The organism is Sphingomonas sp. GW821-FHT04B01, from assembly GCF_059420425.1.
Genome location: NZ_JBWKTR010000001.1, coordinates 988,733 through 1,001,450, shown reverse-complemented (window position 1 = coordinate 1,001,450; position 12,718 = coordinate 988,733). Strand labels below are relative to the sequence as shown.

Sequence of the window (12,718 nt, the reverse complement as noted above, 5' to 3'; positions counted from 1 at the left end):
CCGAAGGCGGGATATGGTCTGCCGGCCACCAGCGCCTGCCTGGGGCACGCCCTCTTCGCGTCTTCGCGGCTTCGCGTGAACTCACCTGCTCAAGGGTTCCCGCATGACCGTTCGCGCCCGCGTGATCCCCTGTCTCGACGTCGCCAACGGCCGCGTCGTCAAGGGCGTCAATTTCGTCGAGCTGCGCGATGCCGGCGATCCGGTCGAACAGGCGCGCGCCTATGACGCCGCCGGTGCCGACGAGCTCTGCTTCCTCGACATCACCGCCTCCCACGAGGATCGCGGCACGATCCTCGACGTCGTGCGGCGCACCGCGGCGGTATGCTTCATGCCGCTCACCGTCGGCGGCGGCGTGCGCAGCGCCGAGGATGCGCGCGCGCTGCTGCTCGCCGGTGCGGACAAGGTCGCGGTCAATTCCGCCGCGGTCGCCCGGCCCGAGGTCGTCGCCGACATCGCCGAGCGGTTCGGCAGCCAATGCTGCGTCGCCTCGGTCGATGCGCGCCGGGTCGGCGGGCGGTGGGAGGTGTTCACCCATGGCGGCCGCCGCCCGACCGGGCTCGATGCGATCGACCATGCGCTGCACCTCGCGGAGCTCGGCGCGGGCGAATTGCTGGTGACCTCGATGGATCGCGACGGCACCCGCAGCGGCTACGACCTCGATCTGGTCCGCGCGATCGCCGACCGGGTCAGCGTGCCGGTGGTGGCGAGTGGCGGCGTCGGCGGGCTCGACGATCTCGTCGCCGGCATCCGCGACGGTCACGCCAGCGGCGTGCTCGCCGCGTCGATCTTCCATTTCGACGAGGCGAGTGTCGCCGATGCGCACGACGCGCTGGCGGCGGCGGGCATCCCGGTGCGGCGACCGGTCAAAGTTTAGGGCTTCCGCAAGGGTTTGCGGCGATGATCGGGGCATGTACGCGATCACCTTCCGCCACGATCTCAATCTGCTCGATATCCGCTGGACCGGCCTGTTCGATCAGGCCGGAGTCGACGCCTATGCGGACGAATTGCTGCGCCGCTTTCGCGAGGCAGGCTTCCCGATCGGCTATCGGCTGCGCATGGATATGAGTGGCTGCAGCGTCCAGCCGATCGAGGCGGCGGCGGCGATCAACCGGCGGCTCGGCAACTTCCCGCGCGCCAGCCGCATCGCGATCGTCACCGGCAGCGCGATCACCCGCTTGCAGGTCAAACGCTTCATGACCCAGCCCTATCTGCGCATCTTCGCCGCCGCCGGCGAGGCACTCGACTGGCTGGTGGCGAGCGACGGCGAGGTCGCCGCGGCATGATCGTGCCGACCGCCTCGTCGGTCGCCGGCGGCCATTCGGGCGTCGTCCATCGCAAGACCGGCCCCGAATGGTCCGACCTCGCATTGTTCGTCGTCGCGGCGATCGGCGTCTGGCTCGTGCGGCGCGCGTTGCGGCGGCGGTTCATCAAGAAGGATTGACCGGCCCCCACGTCCCGCGCCAAGCGGAGACATGGACCCGCTCGACCGCCTGGAAGCCACCATCCGCGCCCGCCGCGACGCCGCCGAGCCCGGCAGCTCCTATGTCGCCAGCCTGTTCGCCAAGGGACGGCCGAAGATCGCGCAGAAGGTCGGCGAGGAGGCCACCGAGACGGTCATCGCCGCGCTCGTCGAACCCGACAAACTCGCCTCGGAGGCGGCGGACCTGATCTTCCACCTGCTCGTGCTGCTTGCCGATGCCGGGCTGGGACTGGACGACGTCCGCGCCGAACTCGCCCGCCGCGAAGGCGTGTCGGGCCATGACGAGAAAGCCGCGCGCTAGGAGGTTCCATGCCGATCAACGCTACCCTGCCCTATGACGACCAGAACGTCTTCGCCAAGATCCTGCGCGGCGAGATCCCGTCGAAACGGGTGTACGAGGACGATCATGCGGTCGCCTTCCACGACATCGCGCCGGTCGCGCCGCTCCACATCCTGGTGATCCCGCGCGGACCGTATGTGTCGTGGGACGATTTCAGCGCGCGCGCGTCGGACGCGGAGATCGCCGGCTTCGTCCGCGCGATCGGCCATGTCGCACGCGAGCATGGCCTCGTCGCACCAGGCTATCGGTTGCTCGCCAATATCGGCGGCGACGCGGGACAGGAGGTGTCGCACCTCCACGTCCATCTGTTCGGCGGCAGGCCGCTGGGGCCGATGCTGGCGGGTTGATTCCGCGACGCGCGCGTCCCCGCCACGGACGTGATCCGAGGTGCCGTCCCGAGATAAGGGATTGCACCTGTCCCATTTGGGGTTAGCATCGGTCGCTTCACCATGCGGCGGCGATCAACGACCGTGCGCATATGGGGGGAAGAGCTGCATGATTTTCGGGCGCGTCAAACCACTCGACGCCATTCTCGCCACCGCCGAAAAACGCGGGCTGCACCGCTCGCTCGGCGCGTTCCAGTTGACCATGTTGGGGATCGGCGCCGTCATCGGCACCGGCATCTTCGTTCTCACCTCCGAGGCCGCACAGAAGGCCGGCCCGGGCATGTTGCTGTCGTTCGTCGTCGCCGGCTTCGTCTGCGCGGTCGCGGCGCTCTGCTATTCCGAGCTGGCCTCGATGGTGCCGGTGTCGGGCTCGGCCTATACCTATTCCTATGCCGTCGTCGGTGAGATCCTCGCCTGGATGGTCGGTTGGGCATTGATCCTCGAATATGCGGTCGGCGCGAGCGCGGTCGCGGTCGGCTGGTCGAACCATGCGGTCGGGCTGCTGCGCGGTCTCGGCGTCGCCTTCCCCGCATCGATCAGCAACGCCGATGCGCTGATGGCGCATATGCAGATCGCCTTCGGCGCGACGCCGAACGTCGATCTGCAGACCGCGATGGCGGTCGGCGGCTGGGTCAACGTCCCCGCGGTGATCGTCGTCGGCTTCGTCACCTGGCTGCTCATCATCGGCACTACCGAGAGCGCGCGCGTCAATTCGGTGCTGGTGCTCATCAAGATCGCCGCGCTCACCGCCTTCGTCGCGCTGACCATCCCCGTCGCCAAGGCGACCAATTTCGACCCGTTCCTGCCGACCGGCGGCGTCGGCGTGTTCGGCGCGGCGGCCTCGATCTTCTTCGCCTATGTCGGCTTCGACGCGGTCTCGACCGCCGCCGAGGAGACCAAGAATCCGCAGCGCAACGTGCCGATCGGGCTGATCGGCAGCCTCGTGATCTGCACCATCTTCTACCTGCTCGTCGCCAGCGGCGCGATCGGCGCGATCGGCGCCCAGCCGGTGACCACCGCCGGACAGGTGCTCGCACCGGGCTCGGCGGAGATGGCCGGTCGCTGCGCCAGCATCGTCGCAACCGGCGTCACCGAACCCCTGGTTTGTTCGAAGGAGGCGCTCGTCCACGTCCTCGACACGATCGGCTGGCCGGCGATCGGCCGCCTCGTCGGTCTTGCTGCGGTGCTGGCGCTGCCCTCGGTGGTTTTGATGATGATGTTCGGCCAGACGCGCATCTTCTTCACCATGGCACGCGATGGCCTGCTTCCCGAGAAGCTGGCGTCGGTGCATCCGAAGTTCCGGACCCCGCACGTCGTCACGGTCGTCACCGGCATCGCCGCGGCGATCGCGGCGGCGGTGTTGCCGGTCGGCAAGCTCGCCGATTATTCCAACGCGGGGACGCTGTTCGCCTTCTTCATGGTGGCGGTATCGGTGATGGTGCTGCGCAAGACCGATCCGGGCCGCAAGCGGCCGTTCCGCACGCCGGCGGTCTATATCGTCGCGCCGCTCGCGATCATCGGCTGCGTCGGCCTCTATCTGTCGCTGCCGCTGACCGCCAAGCTGGTGCTGCCGATCTGGGGCCTCATCGGGCTGGTAATCTATTTCGGCTACAGCCGCAGCCGGTCGTACGTCGGCCGCGGGATCTTCGACACCGTCGACGATCCCGCGATGCAGCCGGAGCGGGCGAAGCCGCTCGACTGATCCGCGTACAGGCTTTTCATGGGGCCGGGGGAGCGATCCCCCGGCCTTTTTCGTGCGCGCGAAGACGCGAAGGCGGGAAGAGGTCGCATACGGGGCGCATGGCCCGTTCTCCCCAACGGCAGAATGGGGAGCGGGCCGCTGCCGCGGCCACCACGTCTTCGCGGCTTCGCGGCTTCGCGGCTTCGCGTGAATTCTGGTCGCGCAGAGGCGCGGAGGCGCGGAGAGGTCGCGCGTCGGGCGGGTTCGTCTCGTATCGTTGATGCTGGAGAGGACCGCGCCCGCGGCGGGAATACCCCCTCTCCCGTCGGGAGAGGGGGACGTGGCTCAGCCGAGCTTGGCGGCGGCGAGCGCTTTCATGTCGACGTTGGGGCGGGCGCCGAAGTGGCTGATGATCTCCGCCGCGCAGATCGCGCCGAGCTTGAGCGACTGTTCCAGCCCCTTGCCCTGCGCCTGGCCGTGCAGGAAGCCCGCCGCGAACAGGTCGCCCGCGCCGGTCGTGTCGACGACCTTGTCGATCGGCTCGGCGGTGACCTCGGCGCGGCTGCCGTGCTGGATCGCGCAGGCGCCAGCCTCGCCGCGCGTGACCACCAGCGTCGGCACCTGCGCCGACAGCTTGGCGACCGCCGCGTCGAAATCCTCGGTCTCGGCGAGTGCGGTCAATTCGCCCTCATTGGCGAACAGGATGTCGATCAGGCCGTTGGCGATGAGCTGGCGGAAGTCGCCGCCGTGGCGGCCGATGCAGAACACGTCGGACAGCGTGAAGGCGACCTTGCGGCCCGCCTTGCGTGCCGCCTCGATCGCCGCGCGCATCGCGGCGCGGGGCTCCTCGGGATCCCACAGATAGCCTTCGAGATACAGGATCGCCGCATCCTCGATCACCGACAGGTCGAGCGCCGCCTCGGGCAGGAATTGCGATGCGCCGAGGTAGGTGTTCATCGTCCGCTGGCCGTCGGGCGTCACGAAGATCAGGCAGCGCGCGGTGGTCGGCTGGCCGGGGCGCACCGCGGTGGCGAAATCAACGCCGGCGGCGCGGATGTCGTGCGCGAAGACCTCGCCGAGCTGGTCGTCGGCGACCTGACCGATGAACGCCGTGCGGCCGCCGAGCGCCGCGATCCCCGCGACGGTGTTCGCCGCCGATCCGCCCGACACTTCGCGGCCCGGCCCCATCTTGGCGTAGAGCGCATCGGCATCCTCGGGCGAGAACATCAATTGCATCGAGCCCTTGGCGACGCCGATCGAGTCGATGAAGGCGTCGTCGGCCTGGGAAAGCACGTCGACGATCGCATTGCCGATCGCGACCACGTCATATTTGGGGTGGGACAAGGATATAGCTCCGGGGAAAACGTAAAGGCCGTCCCTAGGGCCGGCACGCCCCCCACGCAACGTGGCGGTGGTTGACGCGCCCGCCCCCGCAAGCCACCCCGGCACGATGTTGCGCGCTCTCACCCTCTCGATTGGCCAGCTCGGCCAGCCCGCCATCCTGCGCGTGCTCGGCAAGTCGCTGCTGGTGACGCTGGCGATCTTCGCCGTGCTGGGCGTCGGGCTCTACCTCGGCCTGCGCGCGCTGCTTGCGGCATGGGTCGGCGCATGGGGCGACGGCCTTGCCGGCGCGGCGGCGGTGGTGCTGCTCGGGCTTGGCGCGTGGCTGCTGTTCCGGGTCATTGCGGTCGCGGTGCTCGGCGTGTTCGGCGACGAGGTGGTCGCCGCGGTCGAGGCGCGCCATTATCCCGCCGCGCACGCCGCCGCGCGCCCGGTGCGCCTCGCCCGGTCGCTGCGCATGGGGCTCGGCTCGGCAGGGCGGGCGGTCGCGGTCAACCTGCTGATGGTGCCCGTCTATCTGACGTTGCTGTTCACCGCGATCGGGCCGGCGATCGCCTTCTTCCTCGTCAACGCGCTGCTGCTCGGCCGCGACCTCGGCGAGATGGTGGCGAGCCGCCATATGGACGATGCGACGATGCGGGGCTGGCGCGAGGCGACGCGGGCGCAACGGTTCGTGCTGGGGCTTGTCGGCACCGGGCTGTTCGTGGTTCCGCTGGTCAATCTGGTCGCGCCGATCCTCGGCGCGGCGATGGCGACGCATCTGTTCCATGCGTCGCGACGGGGGACGCGCGCATGAAGGCACTGGCGGCATTGGCACTGGCGCTGTTGGCAGGCGCCTGCGCCGCGCCGGGCGCGGTCGCGCCGGCGGTGACGAGCCGCCCGGTCGTTCCCTATACCAGCGCCGGCCTGGAGCGCGTGATCGGCCAGGACGAGGCGGGGCTGGTGACGCTGTTCGGCAAGCCCGACGCCGACATCCGCGAGGGCGCCGCGCGCAAGCTCCAGTTCGCGGGGCCGATCTGCGTGCTCGACGCCTATCTCTATCCCAAGGGATCGGAGGCGCCGCGCGTCACCTATCTCGACGCGCGCGAGCCCGACGGCAGCACGATCGACCGCGCGAGCTGCGTCGCCGCCCTGGTCCGACGCGATGGCGGAAAATAGGTCAGCATGCGTTCAACGTGGACAAGTTGAACACCTTAATGGAAACGATCACCCCCTATCGTTTCCGTTTCTGCACTAATGAGAAAGAGCACGACTTCGTGACGATCGCTAGCGCATGAAATGCATGTAGGACAGCAGGTCGATAATATGATGCGCCGCCCGGAGGTTACGGAGCGCATCCTCCACTGCTTACGTCCCGCTGCTTGATAGACGCAGTCGATCCGCCGCCCAGCCCGCCGCCTCCGCCACCACCGGGTCGTCGTCGTCGCGCAGTCGCTCCAGCACCGGCAGCAATGCCGGCGCACCGCTGTTGCCCGCGGCGATCGCCGCGTTGCGGACCATGCGGCCCCGGCCGATGCGCTTGATCGGGGAGCCGGCGAAGACCTGGCGGAAGTCGGCGTCGTCGAGCGCGAGCAGGTCGGCGAGCGCCGGTACGGTGAGTTCCGCGCGCGGCTGGAAGGCCATGTTGGCCGCCGCCGTCGCCGCGAACTTGTTCCACGGGCAGACCGCGAGGCAATCGTCGCAGCCGTAGATGCGGTTGCCGATCGCGGCGCGGAATTCGTGCGGGATCGGGCCGGCATGCTCGATCGTGAGATAGGAGATGCACCGCCGCGCATCGAGCCGGTAGGGCGTGGGAAAGGCGTCGGTCGGGCAGGCGCGCTGGCAGGCGTCGCACGAACCACAACTGTCGCGGCCGGGCACGTCGGGCGTCAGGTCCAGCGTCGTGTAGATCGCGCCGAGGAACAGCCAGCTGCCGTGCGCGCGGCTGACCAGATTGGTGTGCTTGCCCTGCCAGCCGAGCCCCGCCGCCTCGCTGAGCGGCTTCTCCATCACCGGTGCGGTGTCGACGAACACCTTGAGGTCGCAGCCCGCCTCCTGCGCCAGCCAGCGGCCGAGCGCCTTCAGCGCCTTCTTGACGACGTCGTGGTAATCGCCGCCCTGCGCATAGACCGAGATGCGGCCGCGCTCCCCCTCCCCCGCCAGCCGCAGCGGATCGGCGGCGGGGGCGTAGCTCATGCCGAGCGCGACGATGCTGCGCACCTCGGGCCACAATCCGGCGGGCGAGCCGCGATGATGCGCGCGCTCCTCCATCCAGATCATGTCGCCGTGACGGCCGTCGTCCAGCCATTCGCGCAGCCGCGCGGCGGTTTGCGGCGCGGCGTCGGCGCGCGCGATGCCGCAGGCGACGAAGCCGAGTTCGGCCGCCTTCGCCTTGATCCGATGTTCGATTTCGGCTTGCTGCTTGTGTTGGGACACGTCCGCCCGCTACCACAAGCGCCACGGCAACACACGCATCCCGTTCGGGATGGGTGGCGCAGCCTGGGGCGGACGGGGGACGGGTGTTTGGCTGACGATCTGGCGGTGTTCGCCGAGCATCTGGTGAAGCGCTTCGGCGAACGGCGCGTCGTCGACGGCATCGATCTCGCAGTGCCGCGCGGTGCGATCTACGGCGTGCTCGGCCCCAATGGCGCGGGGAAGACGACGACGCTGCGCACCTTGCTCGGCATCATCGAGCCCGACGAGGGCCGCCGTTCGATACTCGGCCATTTCGCGCCGCGCGAGGCGAGCGACCGCGTCGGCTATCTGCCCGAGGAGCGCGGCCTGTATCCGTCGATGAAGGCGCGCGACGCGATCGCCTTCATGGGCGCGTTGCGCGGGCTCGACCGGCGCACCGGGCGCACGCGCGCCGCCGAGCTGATGGAGGCGGCGGGACTCGGCCATGCGGTCGACGAGAAGATCAAGAAACTGTCCAAGGGCATGGCGCAATTGGTGCAATTGCTCGGCTCGGTGGTGCATCGGCCCGATCTGCTGGTGCTCGACGAGCCCTTTTCGGGGCTCGACCCGGTCAATCAGGAGAAGCTGGAGGCGCTGATCCTCGCCGAGCGCGACCGCGGCGCGACGGTGTTGTTCTCGACGCATATCATGGCGCATGCCGAGCGCGTCTGCGACCGGCTGGCGATCATCGCCGGGGGCAAGCGGCGGTTCGAGGGGACGGTGGACGACGCGCGCGGCACGCTGCCGAGCCGGGTGCGCTATCTGCCAACGCGGCCCGATGCCGCCATCGCCGACGTGCTCCCGCATGACGCGGTACCGGACGGGGCCGGCTGGCGCTTCCAGCTGCCGGCAGAGGGAATCGAGGGGTTGCTGGTGACGCTGATCGACCGCGGATATGGCATCGGCGGGCTGTCGATCGAACGGCCCGGGCTGCACGACGCCTTCGTCCGCATCGTCGGCAAGGCCGCCGACGTAGGAGACGCGGCATGAGCAACGCGGTTCGTACCTTCCGCCAAGCGCTGACCATCGCCCGGCGCGATTTCGTCGCGACCGTGTTCACGCCGGTCTTCCTGCTGTTCCTGCTCGCGCCGGTGCTGCTCGGCTCGTTCTCGGCGATCGGCGGCATCGGTGCGGCGAGCGTCGCGGACAGCCGCGCCGACAAGTCGCGGATCGTCGCGATCCTGCCCGATGCCCCGGCGCGGACGATGGCGGCGGCGGACACGCGGCTGCGTACCGCCTTCCGCCGCGATGACGAGGCGCCGCCGGTGCTCGTCACCCAGCGGCCCGATCGCGACCCCGCCGCACAGGCGCGCGCCGCCTTCGCCAGCGACGCGTTCGAGGCGAGCGCGGTGCTCTACGGTCCGCTCGACCGGCCGCAGGTGCTGTACGGGCCGCGCGGCGGGCGGGCGGCGGATTATCTCGCGCTGCTCGCCGCCGAGACGATCGCGGCGGACCGGCTGGGCGGCGCGGTGCCACGGATCGCCGCGACCAAGACGCCAACCGAGCGGCCGCGGGGATCGGCGGGCAATCGCCGCCAGTCCGCCTCGTTCGCGGTGTTCGGCGTGTTCCTGCTCAACCTGTTCCTCGCCAGCCAGGTGGTCGGCACGATGGCCGAGGAGCGCAACAACAAGGTGATCGAGGTGCTCGCCGCCGCGGTGCCGCTGGAGAGCGTGTTCCTCGGCAAGCTGCTCGGCATGTTCGGGGTCGCGGTGCTGTTCGTGGTTTTCTGGGGGACGATTATCTCGCGGCTCGGCATGCTGCTGCCGCCCGAGGTGGCGTCGTCGCTGGCTATCCAGGCGGCGGTCGGCATGCCGGCGTTCGTCGCGCTGTTCCTCGTCTATTTCACGATGGCCTATCTGCTGCTTGGCTCGGCGTTCCTCGTGGTCGGCGCGCAGGCGTCGACGCCGCGCGAGATCCAGATGCTCGCACTGCCGATCTCGATCGTGCAGATGGGGATGCTGGCGCTGGCGCTCGCCGGTACCAGCCGCCCGGACAGCTGGGTCGCCACCGCGGCGCAGCTCTTCCCACTGTCGTCGCCGTTCGCGATGGCGGGCCGCGCCGCGACCTCGCCGGAATGGTGGCCGCATGTCGCCGCGATCGCGTGGCAATTGCTGTGGGTGACGATCTTCATCACGCTCGGCGCGCGGTTGTTCCGGCGCGGCGTGCTGCAATCGGGGAGCGCCAAGCCGTTCTGGAAGCGCCGGACAGGCTGATCGCGTCGTCCGGGGCGGGCTGCCACCGGCCCGGGACGAGGATATTCACGCAGATGACGCGCTTGTCATCACGCCTACGTCACCGCGTCACACGCGCGAGCCTAGAGAAGGTTCCAGCGTGAGGGGAGTGGGACGATGCGGCGGATACCTGGGGTCGTGATGTTGGCGGCGGTGCTGCTGGTCACCGGTCTCGCCGAGCCCAAGTCGGTGATGGCGGTGGAGCGCAACGTACTCCACGCCGCTCCCGCCGCCGGGCCGGTCACCTTGCTGTCCTACAATGTCGAAGGCCTGCCCTGGCCGCTGACCCACGGCCGCGGCGCCGCCGCCGCGTCGATCGCCGCCGAGCTGCGCGCGATGCACGATCGCGGCGACGGGCCGCAGGTGGTCGCGGTGCAGGAGGCGTTCGGCGACGCTCAGAAAGCGATCGGCACCAATGCGGGGTATCGCTACGTCGCCTATGGCCCGAGCGCCGACGAGGCGGGCGCCCCGGCGACGACGCCGGCCGAACGCGCCTTCCTCGCCAAGGCCAGCCTGTGGCATGGCGAGACCGAGGGCGCGCGCGAGGACAGCGGGCTCGCCATCTTCTCCGACTATCCGATCGTCTGGGCCAAGCGCGTCGCCTATCCGCGCTTCGCCTGCGCGGGCTACGACTGTCTCGCCAACAAGGGGATGCTGGCGGTGGCGCTGCGCGTCCCCGGCCGTACCGCGCCGCTGGTGGTGGTCGACACGCATCTCAACGCGCGGGCCGCCTCGGGCGTCGGCAGCGACCGCAGCCTGTTCGCCTATCAGCGCCAGGCCGATGCGCTGCGGTCGTTCATCGATTCGGTCGGCGGCGATGGCGCCTCGGTGGTGCTCGCCGGCGACTTCAACGTCGGCAACGATCCCGCACGCCAGGCCTATCTGGCGCAGGCGCTGGTCGGCGGCGACGGCCTGACGATCGCCGCGTCGGAGACCGCCTGCGGCGCCTCGTGCCGGGCGATCGCGCCGACGCCGACGCTCGCGCATGCCAAGACCGTCGTCGCCTATCGCGGCACGATCGCCGCCGAGGGGCAGACGCGCAGCTTCGGAACGCTCGCCGATGGCGACCGGCTGTCGGATCATATCGGCGTGATGCGCAGCTTCGGCCTCGGCGCCTGATCCCGATCCGGCCGGCGGCGTGACGCGCCCGGGCGATTACCCAAACCGATTCGTCACCCCGGACTCGTTCCGGGGTCCACCGGGCCGCAGGGTCGTCGCTGGAGCCTCAAGCCGTTCTCCCCGCCGCGGAGTCGACCCCGGAACAAGTCCGGGGTGACGGAGTGGGGAATCCGCACCCCGCGACGTTCCTGCTCCGGCGGGGGATGCGGGGTGCCGTGGGGGTATCTATATTCCGGTAATGGTTCACGATCCTTCCCGCCGCTCGCTTCTGTCGCTCGCCGCCGCCGGTATCGCCGGGGCGGCGCTATGGGGCTGCCGCAGCGCGCCCGCCGCCGCCGCCGAGCGCTTCCCCGTCGCGATGAGCGATGCCGCGTGGCGCAAGAAGCTCGGCGATCAGGCCTGGGCGGTGCTGCGTCACGAGAGCACCGAACGGCCGTTCAGCAGCCCGCTCAACGACGAGCATCGCGCCGGCATCTTCGCGTGTAAGGGCTGTGCGCAGCCCGCCTTTTCGTCGAAGACCAAGTTCGAGAGCGGCACCGGTTGGCCGAGCTTCTACGCGCCGCTGCCGCGCGCGGTGGGAACGCGGGTCGACGGCTCGTTGATGATGCAGCGGACCGAAGTGCATTGCAGCCGCTGTGGCGGCCATCTGGGCCATGTCTTCGACGACGGACCGAAGCCGACCGGCAAGCGCTATTGCATGAACGGCGTTGCGATGACGTTCCGGGCGGCGTGAGAGGCGACCGACCCGCCGTCATCCCGGCGAACGAGACGCACCGGCCGCTCTCATACCGTCATCCCCGCGGAGGCGGGGATCCAGACGCGCGGGTCCCCGCTTGAGCGGATACGTCAGCGTATATGGATCCCCGCCTCCGCGGGGATGACGGCTTTCTTGGGGAGAGCGAACCTCTGCCCCGTACTTCCTGCTTACCGGCCCGCGACCGGAACCACCGGCACGGCGGCCGCGGTGGCGATGATGCTAGTGTCGACGGCGGCGTCGCTCGCAGGAGCGGCATCGGTATCGACGGCGGGGGCATGGCCCGAATAGATGAAGCCGTTGGTCGGATAGCTCGACGTGCCGAGACCGCCGTTGGGACCGTACCAGACCTTGACCTCGCTCCAGTCGCCTGCCGCCGAGACGTCGATCGCGCGGACGTTGCGCTCGATGCCGCCGGGGCGCGACCAATTGGCGTGGGTCAGCAGCACTTCGCGGTCGCTGACGACCTGCGAGACCATCGCGACATGGCCGACGCGCATGCGGCGGGTCGACTGGAAGGCGAGCACCGCGCCGACCTTGGGCGCATGGCCACGTTCGTAGCGGCCAGCGGCCTGGCCCCACCAGGTATTGGCGTTGCCGTGCAGGTCGATGCCGGAGATCTCGCGGGCATAAGGCGCACATTGCCAGAACTGCGCGAACGCAGGGGTCGCCGTCATCAGGGCGCAGGAGAACACCAGCGCAAAACGCGCTGCCAACGTCTTCACAGTCATTTGCTGACCCCCCGGTCAAAACCCGTTCGTCGAGGATGTCGCTAGCCGGGGGTTTGAAATTCGCCAATGGCCGCAGGAACCATAAGAGACGAACGGTGTTGCGGCGCCGATGAGACGACGGAATGCGTCCGAAGGCCTGTCGCTTTATGGCGGATGAACGGCCCCAATGTACGGAATCGGGCTGATTTCCTGCCCTTTATCGGCGCGGGCGCCGCGGTGACG

At 69.5% G+C, this 12,718-nt stretch carries 15 protein-coding genes; 12 read left to right on the top strand and 3 right to left on the bottom strand.

The features are described 5' to 3' along the window. Nucleotides 1-103 precede the first annotated feature (103 nt). The 6 genes from hisF (at nucleotide 104) to AC07UH_RS04815 (ending at nucleotide 3,908) form a co-directional block, all read left to right on the top strand. Entirely contained in the window at nucleotides 104-874 is a 771-nt protein-coding gene (gene hisF / locus AC07UH_RS04840; protein ID WP_495179168.1) for an imidazole glycerol phosphate synthase subunit HisF, read from the top strand. 34 nt (nucleotides 875-908) lie between these two features. Next, nucleotides 909-1,283 (top strand): STAS/SEC14 domain-containing protein, encoded by a 375-nt coding sequence (locus tag AC07UH_RS04835; RefSeq protein ID WP_495179169.1) that lies wholly within the window; start codon nucleotides 909-911, stop codon nucleotides 1,281-1,283. Continuing rightward, nucleotides 1,280-1,441 carry a hypothetical protein gene (locus AC07UH_RS04830; protein WP_169742546.1) on the top strand — a complete coding sequence of 54 codons (162 nt, stop codon included), beginning with the start codon at nucleotides 1,280-1,282 and terminating at the stop codon, nucleotides 1,439-1,441. The genes AC07UH_RS04835 and AC07UH_RS04830 overlap by 4 nt, the downstream gene beginning before the upstream one ends. 31 nt (nucleotides 1,442-1,472) lie before the next feature. Continuing rightward, nucleotides 1,473-1,781 (top strand): phosphoribosyl-ATP diphosphatase, encoded by a 309-nt coding sequence (locus AC07UH_RS04825; protein WP_495179170.1) that lies wholly within the window; start codon nucleotides 1,473-1,475, stop codon nucleotides 1,779-1,781. 8 nt (nucleotides 1,782-1,789) lie between these two features. Further along, on the top strand, nucleotides 1,790-2,167 hold the full coding sequence (locus AC07UH_RS04820; protein WP_495179171.1) for a histidine triad nucleotide-binding protein: 378 nt from the start codon (nucleotides 1,790-1,792) through the stop codon (nucleotides 2,165-2,167). Nucleotides 2,168-2,315: 148 nt separating this feature from the next. Beyond that, nucleotides 2,316-3,908 carry an amino acid permease gene (locus AC07UH_RS04815; protein WP_038662902.1) on the top strand — a complete coding sequence of 531 codons (1,593 nt, stop codon included), beginning with the start codon at nucleotides 2,316-2,318 and terminating at the stop codon, nucleotides 3,906-3,908. Nucleotides 3,909-4,232: 324 nt separating this feature from the next. On the opposite strand, the gene AC07UH_RS04810 is transcribed toward AC07UH_RS04815, so the two are convergent. Next, nucleotides 4,233-5,231 (bottom strand): adenosine kinase, encoded by a 999-nt coding sequence (locus AC07UH_RS04810; RefSeq protein ID WP_495179172.1) that lies wholly within the window; start codon nucleotides 5,229-5,231, stop codon nucleotides 4,233-4,235. A 106-nt stretch (nucleotides 5,232-5,337) separates the two neighbouring features. On the opposite strand from AC07UH_RS04810, the gene AC07UH_RS04805 reads away from it, so the two are divergent. Together AC07UH_RS04805 and AC07UH_RS04800 are read left to right on the top strand one after the other, a co-directional pair. Further along, a complete protein-coding gene (locus AC07UH_RS04805) occupies nucleotides 5,338-6,024 on the top strand; it encodes an EI24 domain-containing protein (protein ID WP_495179173.1) in 687 nt (228 codons plus the stop codon). Further along, nucleotides 6,021-6,386, top strand: a complete 366-nt coding sequence (locus AC07UH_RS04800) for a hypothetical protein (protein WP_038662910.1) — start codon at nucleotides 6,021-6,023, stop codon at nucleotides 6,384-6,386. Before AC07UH_RS04805 ends, AC07UH_RS04800 begins: the two co-directional genes overlap by 4 nt. Before the next feature lie 189 nt (nucleotides 6,387-6,575). On the opposite strand, the gene queG is transcribed toward AC07UH_RS04800, so the two are convergent. Continuing rightward, nucleotides 6,576-7,643, bottom strand: coding sequence for a tRNA epoxyqueuosine(34) reductase QueG (gene queG, locus AC07UH_RS04795; protein WP_495179174.1), 1,068 nt, complete (start codon nucleotides 7,641-7,643; stop codon nucleotides 6,576-6,578). A gap of 87 nt (nucleotides 7,644-7,730) precedes the next feature. Here queG and AC07UH_RS04790 point away from each other — a divergent pair, with 87 nt between their 5' ends. The 4 genes from AC07UH_RS04790 to msrB all read left to right on the top strand — a co-directional run bounded on the left by AC07UH_RS04790 (nucleotide 7,731) and on the right by msrB (nucleotide 11,744). Then, nucleotides 7,731-8,651 (top strand): ABC transporter ATP-binding protein, encoded by a 921-nt coding sequence (locus AC07UH_RS04790; RefSeq protein ID WP_495179175.1) that lies wholly within the window; start codon nucleotides 7,731-7,733, stop codon nucleotides 8,649-8,651. Next, entirely contained in the window at nucleotides 8,648-9,874 is a 1,227-nt protein-coding gene (locus tag AC07UH_RS04785) for an ABC transporter permease (protein WP_495179176.1), read from the top strand. Before AC07UH_RS04790 ends, AC07UH_RS04785 begins: the two co-directional genes overlap by 4 nt. Nucleotides 9,875-10,009: 135 nt before the next feature. Further along, on the top strand, nucleotides 10,010-11,011 hold the full coding sequence (locus AC07UH_RS04780; RefSeq protein ID WP_495189870.1) for an endonuclease/exonuclease/phosphatase family protein: 1,002 nt from the start codon (nucleotides 10,010-10,012) through the stop codon (nucleotides 11,009-11,011). Nucleotides 11,012-11,249: 238 nt separating this feature from the next. Further along, complete coding sequence (gene msrB / locus AC07UH_RS04775; RefSeq protein ID WP_038662923.1) at nucleotides 11,250-11,744, top strand: peptide-methionine (R)-S-oxide reductase MsrB; 495 nt, start codon at nucleotides 11,250-11,252, stop codon at nucleotides 11,742-11,744. Nucleotides 11,745-11,935: 191 nt separating this feature from the next. On the opposite strand, the gene AC07UH_RS04770 is transcribed toward msrB, so the two are convergent. After that, entirely contained in the window at nucleotides 11,936-12,496 is a 561-nt protein-coding gene (locus tag AC07UH_RS04770; RefSeq protein WP_495179177.1) for a CHAP domain-containing protein, read from the bottom strand. Nucleotides 12,497-12,718: the final 222 nt, after the last annotated feature.

Excerpts from the sequence above, each read along its gene's own strand:
- AC07UH_RS04785 (WP_495179176.1), top strand. The coding sequence starts at position 8,648 with ATGAGCAACGCGGTTCGTACCTTCCGCCAAGCGCTGACCATCGCCCGG.
- AC07UH_RS04825 (WP_495179170.1), top strand. The coding sequence starts at position 1,473 with ATGGACCCGCTCGACCGCCTGGAAGCCACCATCCGCGCCCGCCGCGAC.
- AC07UH_RS04800 (WP_038662910.1), top strand. The coding sequence starts at position 6,021 with ATGAAGGCACTGGCGGCATTGGCACTGGCGCTGTTGGCAGGCGCCTGC.
- AC07UH_RS04780 (WP_495189870.1), top strand. The coding sequence starts at position 10,010 with ATGCGGCGGATACCTGGGGTCGTGATGTTGGCGGCGGTGCTGCTGGTC.
- AC07UH_RS04815 (WP_038662902.1), top strand. The coding sequence starts at position 2,316 with ATGATTTTCGGGCGCGTCAAACCACTCGACGCCATTCTCGCCACCGCC.
- AC07UH_RS04805 (WP_495179173.1), top strand. The coding sequence starts at position 5,338 with ATGTTGCGCGCTCTCACCCTCTCGATTGGCCAGCTCGGCCAGCCCGCC.
- msrB (WP_038662923.1), top strand. The coding sequence starts at position 11,250 with ATGGTTCACGATCCTTCCCGCCGCTCGCTTCTGTCGCTCGCCGCCGCC.
- AC07UH_RS04830 (WP_169742546.1), top strand. The coding sequence starts at position 1,280 with ATGATCGTGCCGACCGCCTCGTCGGTCGCCGGCGGCCATTCGGGCGTC.
- AC07UH_RS04770 (WP_495179177.1), bottom strand. The coding sequence starts at position 12,496 with ATGACTGTGAAGACGTTGGCAGCGCGTTTTGCGCTGGTGTTCTCCTGC.
- AC07UH_RS04835 (WP_495179169.1), top strand. The coding sequence starts at position 909 with ATGTACGCGATCACCTTCCGCCACGATCTCAATCTGCTCGATATCCGC.
- AC07UH_RS04820 (WP_495179171.1), top strand. The coding sequence starts at position 1,790 with ATGCCGATCAACGCTACCCTGCCCTATGACGACCAGAACGTCTTCGCC.
- hisF (WP_495179168.1), top strand. The coding sequence starts at position 104 with ATGACCGTTCGCGCCCGCGTGATCCCCTGTCTCGACGTCGCCAACGGC.